The sequence below is a fragment of the Novosphingopyxis sp. YJ-S2-01 genome, from assembly GCF_016093175.1.
Classification (GTDB): Bacteria; Pseudomonadota; Alphaproteobacteria; order Sphingomonadales; family Sphingomonadaceae; genus Novosphingopyxis; species Novosphingopyxis iocasae.
Genome location: NZ_JAEDAI010000001.1, coordinates 1,603,188 through 1,620,442 on the forward strand (window position 1 = coordinate 1,603,188; position 17,255 = coordinate 1,620,442).

General features: G+C 64.4%; 16 protein-coding genes. All 16 read left to right on the forward strand.

Going from position 1 to position 17,255, the window contains the following annotated elements:
* Positions 1-96 precede the first annotated feature (96 nt).
* Positions 97-588, forward strand: a complete 492-nt coding sequence (locus I6A82_RS07875; protein WP_187335814.1) for a division/cell wall cluster transcriptional repressor MraZ — start codon at positions 97-99, stop codon at positions 586-588.
* Positions 585-1,535, forward strand: coding sequence for a 16S rRNA (cytosine(1402)-N(4))-methyltransferase RsmH (gene rsmH, locus I6A82_RS07880; RefSeq protein WP_198094420.1), 951 nt, complete (start codon positions 585-587; stop codon positions 1,533-1,535). Before I6A82_RS07875 ends, rsmH begins: the two co-directional genes overlap by 4 nt.
* Positions 1,532-2,146 (forward strand): hypothetical protein, encoded by a 615-nt coding sequence (locus tag I6A82_RS07885; RefSeq protein WP_198094421.1) that lies wholly within the window; start codon positions 1,532-1,534, stop codon positions 2,144-2,146. The genes rsmH and I6A82_RS07885 overlap by 4 nt, the downstream gene beginning before the upstream one ends.
* A complete protein-coding gene (locus tag I6A82_RS07890) occupies positions 2,143-3,840 on the forward strand; it encodes a peptidoglycan D,D-transpeptidase FtsI family protein (RefSeq protein WP_198094422.1) in 1,698 nt (565 codons plus the stop codon). The genes I6A82_RS07885 and I6A82_RS07890 overlap by 4 nt, the downstream gene beginning before the upstream one ends.
* The gene (locus tag I6A82_RS07895; RefSeq protein ID WP_198094423.1) at positions 3,840-5,267 is read left to right on the forward strand and encodes a UDP-N-acetylmuramoyl-L-alanyl-D-glutamate--2,6-diaminopimelate ligase; all 1,428 of its coding nucleotides are present in this window, start codon (positions 3,840-3,842) and stop codon (positions 5,265-5,267) included. Before I6A82_RS07890 ends, I6A82_RS07895 begins: the two co-directional genes overlap by 1 nt.
* Complete coding sequence (locus I6A82_RS07900; protein ID WP_198094424.1) at positions 5,264-6,649, forward strand: UDP-N-acetylmuramoyl-tripeptide--D-alanyl-D-alanine ligase; 1,386 nt, start codon at positions 5,264-5,266, stop codon at positions 6,647-6,649. The genes I6A82_RS07895 and I6A82_RS07900 overlap by 4 nt, the downstream gene beginning before the upstream one ends.
* Before the next feature lie 2 nt (positions 6,650-6,651).
* Positions 6,652-7,722: a phospho-N-acetylmuramoyl-pentapeptide-transferase gene (gene mraY, locus I6A82_RS07905; RefSeq protein WP_198094425.1), complete on the forward strand. Its 1,071-nt coding sequence runs from the start codon at positions 6,652-6,654 to the stop codon at positions 7,720-7,722.
* Positions 7,719-9,032: a UDP-N-acetylmuramoyl-L-alanine--D-glutamate ligase gene (murD, locus tag I6A82_RS07910; protein ID WP_198094426.1), complete on the forward strand. Its 1,314-nt coding sequence runs from the start codon at positions 7,719-7,721 to the stop codon at positions 9,030-9,032. The genes mraY and murD overlap by 4 nt, the downstream gene beginning before the upstream one ends.
* A 52-nt stretch (positions 9,033-9,084) precedes the next feature.
* A complete protein-coding gene (locus I6A82_RS07915; protein WP_232343583.1) occupies positions 9,085-10,248 on the forward strand; it encodes an FtsW/RodA/SpoVE family cell cycle protein in 1,164 nt (387 codons plus the stop codon).
* Positions 10,245-11,429 carry an undecaprenyldiphospho-muramoylpentapeptide beta-N-acetylglucosaminyltransferase gene (gene murG / locus I6A82_RS07920; protein WP_198094427.1) on the forward strand — a complete coding sequence of 395 codons (1,185 nt, stop codon included), beginning with the start codon at positions 10,245-10,247 and terminating at the stop codon, positions 11,427-11,429. The genes I6A82_RS07915 and murG overlap by 4 nt, the downstream gene beginning before the upstream one ends.
* On the forward strand, positions 11,429-12,859 hold the full coding sequence (murC, locus tag I6A82_RS07925) for a UDP-N-acetylmuramate--L-alanine ligase (RefSeq protein ID WP_198094428.1): 1,431 nt from the start codon (positions 11,429-11,431) through the stop codon (positions 12,857-12,859). Before murG ends, murC begins: the two co-directional genes overlap by 1 nt.
* Positions 12,852-13,031 (forward strand): hypothetical protein, encoded by a 180-nt coding sequence (locus I6A82_RS07930; RefSeq protein WP_198094429.1) that lies wholly within the window; start codon positions 12,852-12,854, stop codon positions 13,029-13,031. The genes murC and I6A82_RS07930 overlap by 8 nt, the downstream gene beginning before the upstream one ends.
* On the forward strand, positions 13,028-13,924 hold the full coding sequence (gene murB, locus I6A82_RS07935; RefSeq protein ID WP_198094430.1) for a UDP-N-acetylmuramate dehydrogenase: 897 nt from the start codon (positions 13,028-13,030) through the stop codon (positions 13,922-13,924). The genes I6A82_RS07930 and murB overlap by 4 nt, the downstream gene beginning before the upstream one ends.
* A 123-nt stretch (positions 13,925-14,047) precedes the next feature.
* Entirely contained in the window at positions 14,048-14,983 is a 936-nt protein-coding gene (locus I6A82_RS07940) for a D-alanine--D-alanine ligase (protein ID WP_198094431.1), read from the forward strand.
* Positions 14,980-15,921 (forward strand): cell division protein FtsQ/DivIB, encoded by a 942-nt coding sequence (locus I6A82_RS07945; protein WP_187335828.1) that lies wholly within the window; start codon positions 14,980-14,982, stop codon positions 15,919-15,921. The genes I6A82_RS07940 and I6A82_RS07945 overlap by 4 nt, the downstream gene beginning before the upstream one ends.
* Positions 15,921-17,183, forward strand: a complete 1,263-nt coding sequence (gene ftsA, locus I6A82_RS07950; protein WP_198094432.1) for a cell division protein FtsA — start codon at positions 15,921-15,923, stop codon at positions 17,181-17,183. The genes I6A82_RS07945 and ftsA overlap by 1 nt, the downstream gene beginning before the upstream one ends.
* Positions 17,184-17,255 lie beyond the last annotated feature (72 nt).

The following is a 17,255-nucleotide window of genomic DNA, read 5'->3' on the forward strand; positions in this document are numbered from 1 at the left end:
GGGTGTCTGCTTTGCCGTTGCAAAGACCGACGTCGGAATTGCTGAATTCCGGCGCGGGACGCGTATTGCCCCGCGAAGAAAGGGGTTCGGCAAATCGTGGCAGGGGGGTTCGTATATGGCGGCTCGGGCCTGTCGACGATCGACGGCAAGGGCCGGTGCACGATCCCGTCCGAGCTGCGCTCGACCGTGGAAAGCAGCAGCGGCGGCAACGTCGTCTGCCTCGCCCGCCACCCTGAACTTCCCTGTCTGATGGGCTTCGGCACCACCGAGCGGGACCGTCTTGCAACCGATCTGGACAAGCAATGGGACTATGCGCAGCAGCGCGGCGAACAGTTCGACCGGCAGGCCGCCGGCGGACCGATCGCGTCCTCGCTCATGGAAGTGGGCTTCGAGGCGAGTGGCCGCTTCGTCATGCCGCCGATGCTGCGCTTCTTCGGCAAGCTGGACGGTCAGGCCTTTTTTCACGGCAACATCACGAATTTCTACATCTGGAACCCGTCGATCCTCATGGAACAGCAGACGGGCTTCGAAATGCAGAAGGAAATCGCGGAATATTTTCTGAGCGAAGCCGAAAGGAAGCGCAAATGAGCGCGCCCGAGGCCCCTCATATTCCCGTCCTTCTCGAAGAGGTCGTCCACGCCGCCGCCATCACCCCTGGCGCGCGCATCGTGGACGGCACATTCGGCGCCGGCGGCTATAGCTCCGCCTTCCTGGCCCAGGGGGCGAACGTTTATGCGTTCGATCGCGACCCCTCGGCAATCGCGCAGGGCGCCGGACTGGCGGGCGGGAGCAAGGGGCGTTTGCGCCTCTTCCCCGCCCGCTTTTCAGACATGGCTTCCGTTCTGAAAGCCGAAGGCATCGAGGCGGTGGACGCCGTGGTGCTCGACATCGGTGTTTCCTCGATGCAGCTGGACGAGGCGGCGCGTGGGTTTTCCTTCCGCGCCGATGGTCCGCTCGACATGCGCATGGGCCAGGATGGCCCCAGCGCCGCCGACTTCCTGAACGAAGCGGACGAGGAAGAAATTGCCGACGTCATTTATCTCTATGGCGAAGAACGCCGCTCGCGCCGGATCGCCAAGGCTATCGTCGCCGCGCGTCCGCTGACGCGCACCGGTGAGCTGGCGGCGATCGTGCGCAAGGCGCTCGGCCACCGCGAAGGCATGCCGAAGGACCCGGCGACCCGCACTTTTCAGGCCATTCGCATCCATGTGAACGCGGAACTGGACGAACTGCGCGAAGGCCTGGCCGCTGCAGAAAAGCTGCTGCGCCCCGGCGGCCGGCTTGTCGTGGTCAGTTTCCACAGTCTGGAGGACCGGATCGTGAAACAGTTCCTGCGCGTGCGCAGCGGGCAAGCGGGCGGTGGATCACGCCATCTGCCGCTTCAGGATAGCGGCCCTGCGCCCAGTTTCGCCCGTCCGTCCAAGGCGATCCGCGCGGGCGAGGACGAGCTCGATCGAAATCCGCGCGCCCGTTCGGCGGTGCTGCGCTGGGCGGAGCGGACCGACGCGTCGCCGTGGCAGGAGCAAGCGGCATGACCATGGGGCTCAAGAGAATGCAGGGTCTTGGCTGGGTGGCGCTGGTCTTCCTCGTTGCCATCTCGCTCTATCCGCTGTCGCTGAAGGTCGGCGCGATGCACGCCAAGCTGGTGCGCGCGGACCATCAGATCGTCGAGGCCCGGCGTGAGATCAGCTATCTTCAGGCGGAAATCCGCGCGCGCGCCAGCCTCGATCAGCTCGAAAAGTGGAACGATCTTCTCTACGGTTACGACGCGCCGCGCCCTGGCCAATATGTCGACGGCGTGCGCGAACTGGCCGATTTCAGCGGCGAGGACCTTGGCCCGCAGTCGCCCGTGATGGTGTCCGCCGCTTATGGCCTGGACGCCGCGCCGATCGGCACGGTCGGGAATGGCGGGCGTGTTTCGTCTGCGGAAGCCGATACGACGTCTGCTGCTCCGGTTGCCACGGCGGCGAATGACGCTGCCGTGGCCAAGGCGGGCAAGCCTGATGGATCGCCGGAAAATGCCGCGCCTAAGATGGCTGCTGCGGACCGCGCCAAGCGCGTGGCGCAGTTGGAAAACAGCCTGCTCGGCGCGTCCACCCTGCGCGATCTGCAAGCCCGCGCCGCTGCCGAGAAATCGAAACAATGACGGCGTTCGCCGCCACCAACCCCACGCGCATGCGGTTGGGCGAATATGGTGGCCATGTGGGCACGGCCACATACCAGCGGCTGATGATCCTGGCGCTGATCTTCACCGCTGCGGTGCTTCTGATCGTTCTGCGCCTTGGCAGCTTCGCGATCTTCGAAAATCAGAAGAGCTACAGCGCGATTTCCTCCGCCTACGTGCCCGAGCGCGGTGATATCGTGGACCGCAATGGCGTGCCGCTGGCGCGCACGATCGCGGCTTATGCCATCTGGGTGAAGCCGGATGAAATTCGCGGCGACAAGCGGCAGCTCGCCAATCAGTTGCAGGCCATTTTCCCCGATGAGCCCGCCGGTGAATTCTACGCCAAATTGACCGGCAAGCGCCCGACCTACCTGCGCCGGCGTGCCCTTCCGCGCGAAGTGAGCGAAGTGCATGCGCTGGGTGAAATCGGCATCGAATTCCCGCGCGAGCCAGAGCGTCTCTATCCCGAATATGATCTTGCAGCGCATGTGTTGGGCTTCACCGACATGAGCGGTCATGGCCGCATGGGCATGGAGCGGGTGCTTGAGGAGCGGCTGACGGACCCCAATCTGCGAGGCGAGCCTGTAGCGCTCTCGATCGACAGCCGGGTGCAGGGCGCGCTGCGCAACGAATTGATGCGCGCGATGACAAGCACGCATGCGATCGGCGCAGCGGGTGTGGTGCTGGACGCGAACACGGGTGAGATTGTCGCGCTGAGCTCACTGCCAAGCTTCAATCCCAATAAGCTGGATGCCGAGGGGGTGAAGAACCAGGCCAATGGCGTCACGCAGAGCGTTTATGAACTGGGATCCACTTTCAAACCGATCACGGTGGCCGCCGCGCTGGATGCCGGGACGGTGCGCGATCTCTCGCGGCGTTATGACGCCACTGCTCCGCTCAAGATCGCGGGCTTCAAGATCCATGACGATCACCCGATGGGCCGCTGGATCAACGTGCCCGAAGCGCTGGTGAACAGTTCCAACATCGTTACCGCGCGCATCGCAGATGATCTGGGGCGTGAGCGTATGGAAAAGACGCTGCGCAGCCTGGATTTCGACAAGCGCCCGGAAATCGAGATCGCCGAAAAGGGCCTGCCGATCTGGCCGAAGGATTGGGGCCGCCTCACCAACATGACCATCGGTTACGGCCACGGTATTGCGGTCACGCCGCTGCACCTCGCCACCGCTTACGCCTCGCTCGTCAATGGCGGTATCTATCGTCCGAGCACACTCTTGAAGGTGGACGCGGACAAGGAACCCAAGGGCCGGCGGGTATTCAGTGCGGCCACAAGTGCGCGGATGCGTCAGCTGCTGCGCATGATCGTGCTCGACGGCACCGGCCGCAACGCCGATGCCGAGGGATTCCGCATCGGCGGCAAGACCGGATCGGCCGAGAAGCCGCGTGCGGGTGGTTATGCGCATAATTCGCTCGTCTCGACCTTTGCGGCGGCCTTCCCCATGGACAACCCGCAATATGTTGTGGTTGTGTCGCTGGACGAGCCGCAGGGCACCGCCGCTACCTCGTTCCAGCGCACCGCGGGCTGGGTTGCGGCGCCGATCGTCAAGCGGCTGGTGCCGCGCATCGGCCCGATGCTCGGCGTGCTGCCCGATACGGGCCGTGACGTGGATGTGAGCGAACTGATGCCGCTGCTTTGGCGCAACGGCGGGGATCATTGATGCGCCTTGGCGATATACTGCAAAACCTTACCGGCGAAGATGCCCTGAAGCCCATCACCGGCTTCGCGATAGACCACCGCCAGATTGCCCCCGGCAATATCTTTGGGGCCTTCCAGGGTGCCAAGTTCAATGCCGAAGAGGTGGTCCCGCAGGCCATCGCCGCCGGCGCCATCGCCGTGGTGGCGCGCGAGGGGGTGAACGTGGACGGTGCGCACCTGATCGCGGACGCGGTGCCGCGCCGCCGGTTCGCGCAGATTGCCGCGCAATATTTCCGGCCGTTCCCACAGGCAACCGTCGCGGTCACCGGCACGAACGGAAAGACATCTACAGTTGAGCTGACGCGTCAGCTGTGGCGGCTTGCTGGGCAAAATGCGGCTTCGATCGGCACGCTTGGCATCACCACGGGCTCGGAGAATGTCCGTACCGGCCTGACCTCGCCCGATATCGTCACCTTCCTCTCCAACATGGCCGGGCTGGCGCGTGAAGGCGTGAGCCACGCCGCGTTTGAGGCATCGAGCCACGGGCTGGACCAGTATCGCAGCGAAGGACTGCCGATCCGCGCCGCCGCTTTCACCAATTTGAGCCGCGATCACCTCGATTATCATGACAGCATGGAGGCCTATTTCGAGGCGAAGATGCGTTTGTTCGACGAGGTGCTGGACGAAAACGGCACCGCCGTCATCTGGGCCGACGACGAATGGTCCGACGCGGTGTTCGACCGCGTGGCCAAGCGCTCGCTGCGCCGCATCACGGTCGGGCGGCGCGGGGAGGGTTTACGGCTGATCGCCCAGACGCCCACGCAGCTTGGCCAGCTGCTGGAAGTCGAGGCGCAGGGACGGCTCAAGAAAATCAACCTCCCGCTGATCGGTGCCTATCAGGCGAATAACGCGCTGACGGCTGCGGGTCTTGTCATCGCGACGGGCGGGGACTGGGATGATGTCAGCGAGCATCTCTCCCGCCTTCAGCCGGTGCGCGGCCGGTTGGAGCGCGCGGTGATCAGCCGAAGCGGCGCGCCTGTGTATATTGATTACGCCCATACGCCCGTTGCGCTGGTTGCTGCCTGCGAAGCGCTGCGTGCGCATTGCAAGGGGCGGCTCATCACCGTTTTCGGTGCGGGCGGGGACCGCGACATCGGCAAGCGCGCCGAGATGGGCGCAGCCGCCGCGCGTCTTTCGGATACGGTGATCGTTACTGATGACAATCCGCGCAGCGAAGATCCCGCTGCCATTCGCAAGGCGGTGCGCGATGGCGCTCCCGATGCGCAGGAGATCGGCGATCGGCGCGAAGCCATTGCCGCCGCGATCGCGATGGCGAAGCCGGACGATATCGTCCTCGTCGCCGGCAAGGGGCATGAGCAGGGCCAGATCGTCGGCGATCAGGTGCTGCCCTTCGACGATGTGCAGGTGGCACGGGAGGTTTCCGCATGAGCGCGCTCTGGACCGCCGATGAGATCGCACAGGCTACCGGCGGAACTGTGCATGGCGAGTTTCAGGCGAACGGCGTCGCCTTCGATTCGCGCGAAGTGGGGCCGGGCGATCTGTTTGTGGCGCTTTCCGGCGAAAGCACCGACGGCCACCGCTTCGTTGATGGCGCTTTCGCAAGCGGCGCCGCGGGCGCGATTACCGATCGCGCCGTCGATCATCCGCATGTTCTGGTAGGGGACACTGCTGAGGCGCTGCGCGCGCTGGCGCGGGCCTCGCGCGGGCGGACGGGCGCCAAGATTATCGGGGTCACCGGATCGGCAGGCAAGACCGGTACTAAGGAAATGTTGTTTCTCGGGCTCGATCGGGGCTCGCGCGGGCGCGCGCATCGCTCGCTGAAAAGCTATAACAACCATGTCGGTGTCCCGCTCAGCCTCGCGCGGATGCCGCGCGAGACCGCTTTCGGCATATTCGAAATGGGCATGAACCATGCCGGCGAACTGTCCGATTTGACTCGCCTCGTCCGGCCGGATGTCGCGATCGTGACCACCATTGCGCCCGCCCATGTCGAGTTTTTTCCGGATGAAGCGGCGATTGCCCGCGCGAAGTCCGAAATTTTCGAAGGCCTCGTGGAGGGCGGCACCGCCATCGTGCCGCGCGATAACCCCCATTACGAGTTGCTGCGCGATGCTGCATTGGAACATACCGACCGCGTGATCAGCTTCGGTTTCCACGAGGAGGCCGACGCGCGCGCCGTTGAGGCGCTGGACCGGCATGGCGGCTCGCTCGTAACCGCGCAGATCGGCGCGGCCATGCTGTGTTACCGAATTGCTCAACCCGGACGCCACATCGTCGCCAATTCGCTCGCCGTGCTGGCGGCGGTCGACGCGGTGGGCGGCGATCTCGCCTCGGCGGGGCTGGCGCTCGCCGAACTGCCCGGCCTTGCCGGACGCGGGGCGCGGCACCTGATCGAACATGTCGGCGGGCCGCTTCTGCTGATCGATGAGAGCTACAACGCCAACCCCGCTTCCATGAAAGCGGCGATTGCCGGGCTCGCCGCCGCACCGCACAGCCGCCGCGTCGCTGTGCTCGGGGCGATGAAGGAACTGGGCGAGAAATCCGACGGCTATCACGCCGATATCGCGCCGCTGCTGGCGGATGCGAAGGTGGACGAGGCGATCTTCGTCGGCCCGGAGTTCGAAAATCTGGTGGAAAAGCTGGGGAGCGGGCTTGAGGGTCCGGCCCGCTTCGCCCATTGCGGAACCGCGGACGAGGCGCTGGCCCTGCTCCGCGGGACAATCGAGGGCGGCGAAGCGGTGCTCGTCAAGGGCTCCAACTCCGTGGGGCTTTCGAAGCTGGTAAGCGCTCTCGTCGACGGAGAAGTTTGAGAATGTTCTACCTGCTCGCCGAATGGTTCGGGTTCGAAGGACCGTTCAACCTGCTGCGTTACCAGAGCGTGCGCTCCGGCGCGGCGGTGGCGACCGCCTTGTTTCTCGGCCTGATTATCGGTCCTCGCTTCATCCTCATGCTGCGTATGCGCCAGGGTAAGGGCCAGCCGATCCGCAGCGACGGCCCGCAGACGCATCTTGCTAAGGTCGGCACGCCGACGATGGGCGGGCTGCTAATTCTCATTTCGCTCGCCGTCGCAGTGCTGCTGTGGATGGACCCGCGCAACGTATATGTCTGGGCCTGCCTGTTCGTCACATTCGGCTTTGCGATCATCGGGTTTCTCGATGATTTCGACAAAGTGTCGAAGTCCAGCCACAAAGGTGTTCCTGGCCGTGTCCGCCTGCTTGCGGAGTTTGCCATTGCCGGCGTGGCCGCCTGGCTGATCACCGATCAGAACGGCACGCATCTGTATCTGCCCTTCCTCAGCGGCGTTTCGATCGATCTGGGCTGGTTCTACATCCTGTTCGCGATGTTCGTCATCGTGGGCGCTGGCAATGCGGTGAATTTGACCGACGGGCTCGACGGTCTTGCCACCATGCCCGTGGTAATCGCGGCGGTGACCTTCTTCATCATCGTGTACCTCGTCGGCAACGCGATCTACGCCAATTACCTCGGCATCCCCCACGTGCCTGGCGCTGGCGAACTGACCATCCTGTGCGGCGCGATCATCGGATCGGGGCTCGCCTTCCTCTGGTATAATGCGCCGCCAGCAGCCGTTTTCATGGGCGATACCGGCAGCCTCGCGCTCGGCGGAGCGCTAGGCGCGCTGGCCGTTTCCACCCATCATGAAATCGTGCTGGGTGTCGTCGGCGGGCTGTTCGTGATCGAGGCGCTGTCCGTCATCATCCAGGTTTTCTTCTTCAAGCGCACAGGCAAGCGCGTCTTCAAGATGGCGCCGATCCACCATCATTTCGAGCAGCTTGGCTGGGCCGAGCCGACCGTTGTGATCCGCTTCTGGATCATCAGCCTCGTGCTCGCGCTCGCCGGTCTGTCCACGCTCAAGCTCAGATGATCGTCAGCCCCGCCTTCGCCGACAAGCATTATGCGCTGCTCGGCCTGGCTCGGTCCGGGCAGGCGACGCTTGATGCGCTGGTGGCCAGCGGTGCGAAGGTCACCGCTTGGGACGGCCAGCCCGAACCGCGCGCCCGCGCCGAGGGCAAGGCGGAAATCGCCGATCTGCTGGAGGCCGATCTGTCGCAGTTCGATGCGATCATCCTCTCGCCCGGCGTTCCGCTGAACACCAGTCCGATCGCCGAGCGCGCGCGCGCTGCCAATTTGCCCATCATCGGCGATGTCGAGCTGTTCGCGCAGGCCCGCGCCGCGCTGCCGCCGCACAAGGTCGTCGGCATTACCGGCACCAACGGCAAGTCGACCACCACGGCGCTGATCGCCCATATCCTGAAGACCGCAGGCCGTCCCAGCCTGATGGCCGGCAATATCGGCCTGCCGATCCTCTCGCGCGATCCGCTGGAGCCGAATGAGACCGGCGAGGGCGTCTATGTGCTGGAGCTGTCTAGCTATCAGATCGATCTGACGGAAAGCCTCGCCTGCGATATCGCGGTGCTGCTCAACATCACGCCCGATCATCTCGACCGCTACGAGAACTTTGAAGCCTATGCCGCGTCCAAGGCGCGGCTTTTCGAGATGCAGCATGGGAAGGGCGAGGCGGTGATCGGCATCGGCGATACGCCGTCCGCGCTGATCGCCCGTGGGCTTAAACGTCCCTCCCGGCAGATCACCAAGATCGCGCCGGGTGTGTGCATGGACCAATCCCGCTGGCCTTCGCTGCAGGGCCCGCACAATGCGCAGAACGCGCTCGCCGCTATCGCGGCCTGCGAGGCGCTCGGCGTGTCGCAGCAGGCGATCGACGCAGGCCTCGAAAGCTTCAGCGGTTTGCCGCACCGGCTGGAACGCCTCGGCACGTTCAACGGGGTCGCTTTCGTGAACGACAGCAAGGCGACGAACCCCGCCTCTGCCGCTCCGGCGCTCGCCGCGTTCGATCGCATCCGCTGGATCGTCGGAGGCCTGCCTAAGGACGACAGTCTCGACGAATGCGCGCCCAATTTCGGCCATGTCGTCAAGGCCTACACCATCGGCGACGCCGGGCCCACCTATGCCCGCCAGCTCGCCGAGCATATGGAAGTGGACGAGAGCGAAATGCTGGCCACCGCCGTGCGCCGCGCCGTGCGCGATGCGCAGCCGGGCGATACAGTACTGCTTTCGCCCGCCTGCGCCAGTTTCGATCAGTTCCGCGATTTCGAGGCGCGGGGCGAATGCTTTCGCGAGGCGGTGTCGATCTATGCCGGAGGCGCGCATGGCTGAACATGGTCCGCGCCATCTGGCCGGCGCGATCGCGGCGCGCGGGCGTGAAACAATGGAAAACCGGCTCGGCCGCGCCGACCGTTCGGCCATCGGCATCTGGTTTTGGGAGCTGGACCGCGTGCTGCTGGGCCTTATCGTGGTGCTTGTCGCCATCGGGCTGCTCGCGGTGGCCGCAGCTTCGCCGGCCACCGCGCAGCGTCTGTCGACCAGCAGCGTGACACTCGATCCGCTATATTTCTTCTATCGCCAGTTGATGTGGGTCAGCGTTTCGGTCCCGATCATGCTGCTCGTTTCGATGCTGCCGAAGGACGAAGCGCGGCGTTTCGCGATCGTGTCCTTCGCGATCTTCCTTGCGCTTCTCATCCTCGTGCCCGTCTTCGGGAGCGAAGTGAACGGATCGAAGCGCTGGATCGGCCCCGGCTTCGCCAACGTTCAGCCGAGCGAGTTTCTGAAGCCCTTCTACGCGGTCACGATGGCCTGGATCCTCAGCTGGAAGGGCAAAGAACCGAACATTCCCGTGGTTCCGCTGTCGCTCGGCATCACCGGGCTGATAGCGGTGTTGCTGATGAACCAGCCGGACCTTGGCCAGACGATTATCTTCTGTGGCATCTGGTTCACGCTCATGCTGGTCGGCGGACTATCGGTGCGCTTGCTCGCGGCGCTGGTGATCGGCGGGATCGCGTTGATGCTCGCGGCCTACGTCTTCTATCCGGTGGCAACGCAGCGGATCGATACCTGGCTATTCGGCGGAGAGACCAACAACCAGATCATGCTGGCCTACAAGACCATTACGGCAGGCGGGCTAATCGGGGTCGGCCCCGGGCTGGGATCGGCCAAATTCCATCTGCCCGAAGCGCATACCGACTATATCTTCTCGGTGATCGGAGAGGAGTTCGGCGTGCTCGCCTGCATCGTCATCGCGCTGACCTTCCTTGCCATCATCATCCGGGTGCTGGTGCGCCTGCTGGACGAAGAGGACCGGTTCACGATCCTCGCCGCGACCGGGCTCGTCGCGCAATTTGGCGGGCAGGCGCTGATCAACATGGCGGTGAACCTGCAGCTTTTCCCGTCCAAGGGCATGACGCTGCCGTTCATCAGCTATGGCGGCTCCTCGCTGATCGCGATCGGCATCGGCATGGGGCTGCTGCTGGCCTTCACGAAGCGAAACCCGTATCTTGACCGCTCCCGCTATATCATGAAGGGCGCTGGCGGATGAGCATCACCAAGCATTTCGTCCTCGCTGCCGGCGGTACCGGCGGCCACATGGTCCCCGCGCATGCTCTGGCGCGAGAGCTGGAACAGCGCGGCCACCGGGTGGCGCTGATCACCGACGCGCGTGGTGCCAAGATCCCCGGCATCTTCGAGGATGCCGAGGTGCATGTGCTGCCCGCCGGGCGCCTCACCAAAAACCCGATGAGCTGGCCCGGCGCGATGAAGGCGATCCTGCAGGGCCGGGCGATGGCGCGGCAGCTTTATTCCACTTTCCGCCCGACCAGCGTCGTCGGCTTCGGCGGCTATCCGGCGTTTCCGGCGCTGCTCGGTGCGTTCGCGGACGATATCCCGACGGTGATCCACGAACAGAATGCCGTGCTGGGCCGCGTCAACCGGCTTGCCGCGCGCAAGGTCAACGCGATCGCCACCAGCTATCCGGAGATCAAGCGCCTGCCGGACAGTCAGAGGGACAAGGTCCATCTGATCGGCAATCCCGTGCGGGAGGAAGTGCTCGCGATCCGCGAGGAGCCGTTCCCGCCCTTGTTCGAAGACGGCATCTTCCGCGTGCTCGTGACGGGTGGCAGTCAGGGCGCGACGGTGCTGAGCGAAGTGGTGCCAAAGGCACTTGCCATGCTGCCGCCGCAGCTGCGCCGCCGCCTTCAGGTGACGCAGCAGTGCCGTGCCGAGGATATCGAGCGGGTGCGCGCCGCCTATGCCGAAAACGAAATTCCTGCCGAACTGGCCACCTATCTGCCCGATCTGCCCGAACGGCTTGGCTGGGCGCATCTCGTGATTGGGCGCGCAGGTGCCTCGACCATCGCGGAACTGACCGCTGCGGGTCGCCCGGCGATCCTGGTGCCATTGCCGATCGCAACCGATGATCACCAGACCTATAATGTCCGCGAGATGGTGGAGGCGGGCGGCGCGCGTGCGATTCAGCAGCCGCGTTTCACGGCCAAGGAAGTGGCGAAGCAAATCCAGAAGATGGCGCTGAAACCCGGCAGCCTGGAAAACGCCGCCAAGGCTGCGCGCAGCTGCGGCCGACCCAAAGCGGTGCAGGAGCTTGCCGATCTTGTCGAAAGCTTCGGCGGCGCTCCGCTGGTCGAGCCGATGACCGTGAAAGCCGCCGCTCCGGCGCGCGGTGGCACTGTGGCCGGGCCCGCTTTTGCAAAGGATGCCGGTTGATGCGCGAAGTTCCGAAAGACATCGGCACCGTCCATTTCGTCGGCATTGGCGGCATCGGCATGTCCGGCATTGCCGAGGTGATGAGCGATCTGGGCTATAGCGTGCAGGGCTCCGACATGGCCGAAGGCTCTACGGTGAAACGTCTGCGCTCGATCGGGATTCCGGTGTCGATCGGACATGAGCCCGAAAATGTCGCGAATGCTTCCGTCGTCGTTACGTCGACCGCGGTGAAGCGCGACAATCCGGAAGTGAAAGCCGCGCTCGATGCGCGCATCCCCGTGGTCCGCCGCGCGGAGATGCTGGCAGAGCTGATGCGGCTTAAATATTGCGTCGCGGTGGCCGGTACGCACGGCAAGACCACCACCACCTCGCTCGTTGCCTGCTTGCTCGATGCCGGCGGGATCGATCCGACGGTGATCAACGGCGGCATCATCAACCGCTATGGCTCCAACGCGCGCATCGGCAGCGGGGACTGGATGGTGGTGGAGGCCGATGAGAGCGACGGCAGCTTCCTGCGGCTCGATGGCACCTATTCTATCGTCACCAATATCGATCCCGAACATTTGGATCACTATGGCGATTTCGACGCGATCAAGGCGGCTTTCGTCGAGTTTATCGAGAATGTGCCGTTCTACGGCGCGGCGATCCTGTGCGTGGATCATGACGAAGTGCAGGCGCTGCTGCCCAAGATCCGTGACCGCCGCACGGTAACCTACGGTTTCAGCGCGCAGGCCGATGTGCGTGGCGAGAATGTGCGCCCCTATCCCGGCGGCAACCTGTTCGACATCGCGATCCGGGCGCGTGATGGATCGGTGCGACACATCGCCGATATCGACTTGCCGATGGCCGGGCGCCACAATGTTCAGAACGCGCTCGCCGCGATCGCCGTGGCGCTGCAAATGGGCATGGACGATGCGGCCATTGCGGCAGGGTTCAGCAATTTCGGCGGCGTGCGCAGGCGCTTCACCAAGGTGGGAACCGTGGAGATGAAGGGCGGCAACGTCATCGTGATCGACGATTACGGCCACCATCCCGTCGAGATCCGCGCTGTGCTCAATGCCGCGCGCGAGGGCGCTTCGGGCCGCGTGATCGCGGTGATGCAGCCGCATCGCTTCACCCGTCTGCGCGATCATATGGAGGCCTTCCAATCGAGCTTCAACGATGCCGATATGGTGATGGTCACGCCCGTCTACACCGCCAATGAAGCGCCGATCGAGGGGGTGGATTCCGCAGCGCTAGTCTCCGGCATCCGCGACCGCGGGCATCGCGATGCGCAGTTGGTGGAGGACGAAACCAAGCTGGCAGCGGAACTCAGCAAGGTCGTGCAGCCCAATGATATGATCGTGTGCCTGGGCGCCGGCGACATCACCGTCTGGGCGGCCGAACTGGCCGCTGCGATCTCCGACCGGCTGGAGCGCGCCGATGTTTGAGATGATGGAACTGGGCATCGAAATGCAGAAAGCAGTGCGCGAGGTGCAACTGAAGCAGCTCGACGCGGCAAGCGAAGCACTGGATGCGATGCAGCGCGGTGCGGCGGAAACGATGCAGCGGCAGGCGCGGGCGTGGAACCGCTGGCGTCGTTTCTGGGGCGGGGGCGAATGAGCACCGCCAGCATGCCCCGGCTCGACGGCAAGCTGACCGAGAAGGGCAGCCTGGCCGATTTCATCTGGTTCCGCACCGGCGGCCCGGCCGACTGGCTGGCGCGTCCGGAAAACGTGGAGGATCTGGCGCGTTTCCTGTCCGCGCTGGACCCGGTGATGCCGGTGATGCCGGTGGGTGTCGGATCGAACCTGATCGTGCGCGACGGCGGGGTACCCGGCGTGGTCGTGCGGCTTCCCAAGGCGATGGGGAAGATCGCGATCGAGGGCGAAACGCGGGTACGTGCGGGCGCGGCGGCGATGGGCATCACCGTGGCCAGCGCGGCGCGCGATGCGGGGATTGCGGGCCTGGAATTCCTGCGCGGCATTCCCGGCACGGCGGGCGGCGCGGTACGGATGAATGCGGGCGCCTATGGCCGCGAATGCGCCGATATCCTGATCGAGGCGACCGTGGTGCGGCGCGACGGCGCGGTCGAAGTCTGGCCTGCCAAGCGGTTCGAGTACAGCTATCGCCACAGCGCGCTGCCCGAGGGTGCGATCGTGGTCGAAGCGCTGTTCCAGGGCGTTCCCGGCGATCCCGAATCGATCGGTGCGGAGATGGACCGGATCGCCGAAGAGCGCGAGGCATCGCAGCCGCTGCGCAGCCGCACCGGCGGCTCCACCTTCAAGAACCCGCCCGGCGAAAAAGCCTGGGCGCTGGTCGATAAAGCGGGCTGCCGTGGCCTCATGATCGGCGATGCGCAAGTGAGCGAGAAGCACACCAATTTCCTCCTCAACACCGGCGAGGCGACAAGCGCGGACATCGAGGCGCTGGGCGAGGAGGTGCGCGCGCGCGTGAAGGCGGACAGCGGCATCGAACTGGAATGGGAAATCCAGCGCGTGGGGCGGAAGGGATGAATCTCCCGATATCCGATCCTGTATCCGATCGTCCTGAGCTTGTCGAAGGACCGTATTTCTCTTCCGCACCCATCGCAAAAAAGAACAGGGCTTCGACAAGCTCAGCTCGTACGGAATATTTTGATGTCTGATCGTAAACTCCACGTCGCCGTACTGATGGGCGGTTGGTCCGCCGAACGTGAGGTGTCGCTGATGAGCGGCAAGGGCGTGGCGGACGCGCTGGAATCGCGCGGGCACACCGTCACGCGGATCGATATGGACCGCAATGTTGCCGCGGTGATCGCCGAGACGCAGCCCGATGTGGTGTTCAACGCGCTACACGGCACGCCGGGCGAAGACGGCCGCGTGCAAGGCATGCTCGATCTGATGCAGGTCTCTTATACGCATAGCGGCATGACCACCTCGGTCATCGCGATCGACAAGCAGCTCACCAAAAACGAACTGCTGCCGCACGGCATCCCCATGCCCGAAGGCCGGATCGTCGACAGCGAAAGCCTGTATTCCGGCGATCCCTTTGCCCGGCCCTATGTGCTGAAGCCGGTAAACGAAGGCAGCTCGGTCGGTGTCGCCATCGTCCGCGAAGCCGGCAATTATGGCAATCCCATCGGCCGCGATGTGAAGGGCCCGTGGCAGGAGTTCGATCAACTCCTCGCCGAACCGTTCATCAAGGGACGCGAGCTGACGACGGCAGTGGTCGGCGGGGAGCCGTTAATGGTGACCGAACTCGTCACATCGAGCGGCTTCTACGATTACGACGCGAAATATACCGAAGGCGTCACGCGCCACATCTGCCCCGCCGAAATCCCTCAGGATATTGCGGAGTACTGCAAGGAACTGGCGCTCAAGGCGCATCAGATTCTCGGCTGCAAGGGTCCCTCGCGCTCTGACTTCCGCTGGGATGACGAGCTGGGCCGCGATGGTCTGTTCCTGCTGGAAGTGAACACTCAGCCCGGCATGACACCGCTCAGCCTGGTGCCCGAACAGGCCAAGGCTGCGGGTATCGACTATGCCGAGCTGGTGGAGCGCATCGTACGCGAGGCGCTGGAGCAGGCTCCATGACACGCGCCGCCACCAAGGCCAGCATCAAGCGCGGGTCCAGGCCGGTCAAGGCGCGCAAGAAGCAGTCCAGCCGCAAGGTAAAGCGCGTCTCCGCGCTGGACCGGATGATCAAGCTGCTGCCCTTCACGCAGGAGCAAATGCAGCGGGCGCTCACATGGGCGATCGTGGCGCTGACCGCCATCGCGCTGATCGTGGCGGCCAATCTCAGCGGTTTCAGCGCACAGGTCTACCAGCAATATGCCCATATGGCGGCGAAGGCCGGGTTCGAGGTCAAGAATGTCGAGGTAAGCGGCATCCGCCGGGTCGACGAGCTCAAGGTCTATGACATCGTACTGGCGCAGAAGGACCGTGCGATGCCGCTGGTCGACGTCGGTGAGATCCGGCGCGATCTAATGCAGAATGGCTGGATCGGAGAGGCGCGGGTATCGCGGCGTTTGCCGGACACGCTGGTGGTGGACCTTAGCGAACGCAGCCCCGCCGCTGTCTGGAAAAATGGCGATCGGCTGGCGCTTATCGATGCGCAGGGCCATGTGCTGGAGCCGATCGTGCCGGAGCACAAGCCGAACCTGCCGATGCTGATCGGTCCGGACGCCAATCTGAAAGCGGTCGCACTATCGAAGTTGCTCGATGCCGCGCCGGCTCTGAAACCCCAAATTGCCGGGGCCGAATGGATCGGCAACCGCCGCTGGAACCTTCAGTTCAAGACCGGTGAAACGCTTGCGCTGCCCGAGGGACGGGACGTTTCGGCCGGGGCGCTGGTGAAGTTCGCCAAGATGGACGGTAAGAACCGCCTGCTCGGCAGCCGCTTTACCTATTTCGATTTTCGCGACCCGACCAAGGGCTATATGCGGTTGAAGTCCGGCGATGATCTCTCCGAAGACGCGGTCACGGGCAAGGCGGGGCAGGGGGAAGCCTCCGGCGAAGGGGAGAATGGCTGATGCCCGCGCCTAAGGTGGAGCGGCTGATTACCGCGCTCGATATCGGATCGTCCAAGATTTCCGCCCTCATTGCCGGGGTGACAGAAGAAGGCAAACTCACCGTTCTCGGCACCGGCCAGCGCGAAAGCCGCGGCGTGAAGCGCGGATACGTTACCGACGTTCAAGCCGCCGAACTCGCCGTGCGCACCGCGGTGGAACAGGCGGAGCGCATGGCCGGCATCAATATCGACCGTGTCCATGTTGCCTTCAGTGCGGGCGGATTGACAAGCCGCGTCACGACCATGGAGGTCGATCTGTCCGGCCACCGCGTTGCGCAGGAGCATGTCGATTATCTGCTGGCGAGCGGCCAGCAGGGCATCGACCCGGAAGGCAAGTTGATCTTGCATGCGCAGCCCGCGCTCTACACGCTGGACGGGGTGGAGGGCATCCGCAATCCAAAGGGGCTGCACGCCGATCAGCTGAGCGTGGATATCCACGTTCTGCTCGGCGATCCGGCGCCGGTCCGCAATATCGACATGACGGTGCGCGCCGCGCATCTGGAAGTGGATGCGGTGGTGGCGGCGCCGATTGCTGCGGGCATGGCCTGCCTGACCGAGGAAGAGCGCGAACTGGGCGTTGCGCTGGTGGAGCTCGGTGCGTCGGTCACCAATGTTGCGCTGTTTGCGGGCGGCATGCTGGTCGATCTCGCCACCATTCCCTTCGGCGCGGCCGACATTACCGACGATATCGCCAGCGCCTTTGGTATCCGCCGGATGCAGGCCGAGCGGATGAAATGCTTTCACGGCTCCGCGCTCACCAACCCGCGCGACAATCATGATGTGATCGATGTCGATCGCGGCCACAACGAAGAGGAGCCGGCAGAGGGCGGGCGCGTCACCAAGGCGCAGCTGAACAGTGTCATCCGGCAGCGACTCGACCATCTGATCGGCGAGATACGCGGCGCGCTGAAGGATCTCGGCTTCTCCGGCCCGGTTGGACGTCAAGTGGTGCTGACCGGCGGCGGCGCGGAACTGAAGGGAATTGCGGACTATGCGCAATCGGCTCTGGGGCGCACCGTGCGCATCGGCAAGCCTGCCGGACTTCGCGGCCTGCCGGAGGCGCATGCCGGCCCCGCCTTCGGAACGCTGGCGGGCCTTATCCTTTACGCAAAGAACGAGCCGCTGGATTTGCGCTCGCTAAGCACGATGACGCAGCAAAGCTATCGGCAGGCATCGCCTGGTCTGGTCCAGCGTCTTGTCCACGCATTTCGAGCGAATTTCTAACCTTATGTTGCCGCGCAGACCTTTATCCGCCTCGACAAGCTTAATAAGGGGATGCGAGCGCACGGCTTTTAT